Here is a 2,457-nt window from a genome sequence, read left to right on the forward strand (position 1 = left end):
TCCACCCACCCCCCGCCCTCCGACTCGGCGGTCTTGGTGACTGCAGTCCCCCCGGGCGCACTCCCGAACCCCCCGGGGGGCCGCCGGCCGGGCGCCCGCCGGGGCCCGGGCCCCGGCGGCCGCTGCCGACTACTTGACGGTGATCTGGTCGTAGACCGGGACGCTGAACGGGTTGAGCAGGACGTTGTCGACGCGGGAGGACCAGCCGACGGTGCCGTTCTGGTACCAGAGCGGGATGGCGGGCAGGTCGGTGGCGAGCAGCTTCTCGCCGTCCTGGAACTGGCTGATCGCGGCGGACTTGTCCGCGTTGGCGTTGGCCTGGTTCACCAGGGAGTCGAACTGCGGGTTGCTGTAGCCGGAGTCGTTCGACGAGGCGCCGGTGGTGTAGACGGGCTGCAGGAAGTTCTGGATCAGCGGGTAGTCCATCTGCCAGCCGGTGCGGAACGGGCCGGTCATCTTCTTGGTGGTGACCTGGTTGCGGAAGTCGGCGAAGGTGCCGACCGGGTTGCCGACGCAGGCGCTGGTGTTGCCGAGGGCGTTGTTGATGCTGTTGCAGACGGCGTCGACCCACTCCTTGTGCGGGCCGTCGGCGTTGTAGGTGATGGTGAGCTGGCCGCCGGGGATGCCGCCGCCCTCCTGGACGAGCTGCTTGGCCTGGGTCGGGTTGTAGGTGCAGGCCTGGCCGCAGATGCCTTCCTTGAAGCCGCCCGCGGCGCCGAGCACCGGCGAGGTCCAGTCGCTGGCGGGGGTGCGGGTGTCGTTGAAGACGACCTTGGTGATGGTGGGCCGGTCGATCGCCATGGCGAGGCCGAGGCGGACCTTCTGGGCGTTCGCGGTGTTCCAGTTCGGGTCGTAGAGCGGGAAGGAGATGGTCTGGATGATGCCGGCCGGGGTGTTGAGGAAGCGCCCGTTGAGGTCGGTCTCGACGGTCTTCAGGGCGCTGTTGGGCAGGCCGTTGTCGACGTCGAGGTTGCCGGCCTGGAGGTCGGCGTAGGCGGCGTTGGTGTCGGTGTAGACCCGGAGGTCGATGCCGCCGTTCTTGGGCTTGTCCGCGCCGCTGTAGCCGGAGAACGGCCGCAGCTCCATCTTCTGGCTCTTGGTCCACGAGCTGATCTCGTACGGGCCGTTGCCGATCGGCTTGTTGAGGTAGGCCGCGTGATCGGAGAAGAAGGCCGCCGGGAGCGGGACGAACGCCGAGTAGCCGAGGGTGGCGGGCCAGGTGGAGAACTTCTGGGTGAGCGCCACGGTGAAGGTGTTGTCGTCGACGACCTTGAGGCCGGACAGGGTCTGCGCGGTCGGGTTGCCGGAGGCCGGCGCGACCTGGTCGTAGCCCTGGATGTACGAGAAGAAGCTGCTGTTCAGCTGCTTGTTCGTGGAGAGGGCGCCGTAGTTCCAGGCGTCCACGTAGGACTTGGCGGTCACCGTGGTGCCGTCGCTGAACTTCCAGCCGGGCTTGATCTTGACCGTCCAGTTCTGCTGGTCGTCCGAGGTGATCGACTCCGCGTTGGCGTTGCTCGGCTCACTGGTCTTGGGGTCGTACTGGACCAGGCCGGTGAAGATCATGTCGATGACGGCGCCGCCGTTGACCTCGTTGGTGTTCGCCGGCTCGAGCGGGTTCTGCGGGTCGCCCCACCAGGCGGTGACGATGCCGCCGGTGCCCCCACTGGCTCCGCTGCTGCCACCGTCACCGTCGCTGCTGCAGCCGGTGGCCACCAGGGCCACGCTGGTTGCGAGAACCAAGGCCCAGCGCACTCTGGTCGCTGCAGGCATGGGGCTTCCTCCTCTGGGTGTATGACGCATCACACCCCATCGAAGGAGCGGGGCCACGGCGGCGCGACCTGGATACCGCCGGATGGGTGCCGAAACGCCGCGGGCCCGCGGTGCGGTCGCACCACGGGCCCGCGAGGGCGTCCGGACCGGTCAGGAGGCGACGGCGACGGCCTCGCGGACCTCGGCGAAGTGGCAGGCCGAGGCGTGCTTGGCCGGGCCCTCGCCGATCTCCGGGACGGCGAGCAGCGGCAGCTCGGTGCTGCAGCGCTCCTCGGCCTTCCAGCAGCGGGTGCGGAAGCGGCAGCCGGACGGCGGGTTCGCCGGGGAGGGGATGTCACCGGAGAGGATGATCCGCTCGCGGCGCTCGCGGCCGGCCGGGTCGGGGACGGGGACGGCGGAGAGCAGCGCCTGGGTGTAGGGGTGGGTGGCGTTCTCGTAGATCTCCTCGTCCGTGCCGATCTCGACCATCTTGCCGAGGTACATCACGCCGACCCGGTCGGAGATGTGCCGGACGATCGAGAGGTCGTGGGCGATGAACATGTAGGAGAGCTCGAAGTCCTGCTGGAGCTGCTCCAGCAGGTTGATCACCTGGGCCTGGACGGAGACGTCGAGGGCGGAGACCGGCTCGTCGCAGATGATGACCTCGGGCTTGAGCGCGAGGCCGCGGGCGATGCCGATGCGCTGGCG

Annotated in this window: 2 protein-coding genes; both read right to left on the reverse strand. The window is 69.1% G+C overall.

The features are described 5' to 3' along the window. Positions 1 to 129: 129 nt before the first annotated feature. Complete coding sequence (locus tag AB0M03_RS39570; protein WP_363501675.1) at positions 130 to 1,770, reverse strand: ABC transporter substrate-binding protein; 1,641 nt, start codon at positions 1,768 to 1,770, stop codon at positions 130 to 132. A gap of 150 nt (positions 1,771 to 1,920) precedes the next feature. Then, the coding region (locus tag AB0M03_RS39575; protein WP_363501678.1) for an ABC transporter ATP-binding protein at positions 1,921 to 2,457 on the reverse strand (537 nt) is incomplete at its 5' end.

Origin of the sequence: Kitasatospora sp. NPDC051914, assembly GCF_040680995.1 — a bacterium.
In the GTDB taxonomy this organism is placed as follows: Bacteria; Actinomycetota; Actinomycetes; order Streptomycetales; family Streptomycetaceae; genus Kitasatospora.

What these genes read in the sequence shown, in the direction of transcription:
- AB0M03_RS39570 (WP_363501675.1), bottom strand. Translation starts at nt 1,770, where the DNA reads ATGCCTGCAGCGACCAGAGTGCGCTGGGCCTTGGTTCTCGCAACCAGC.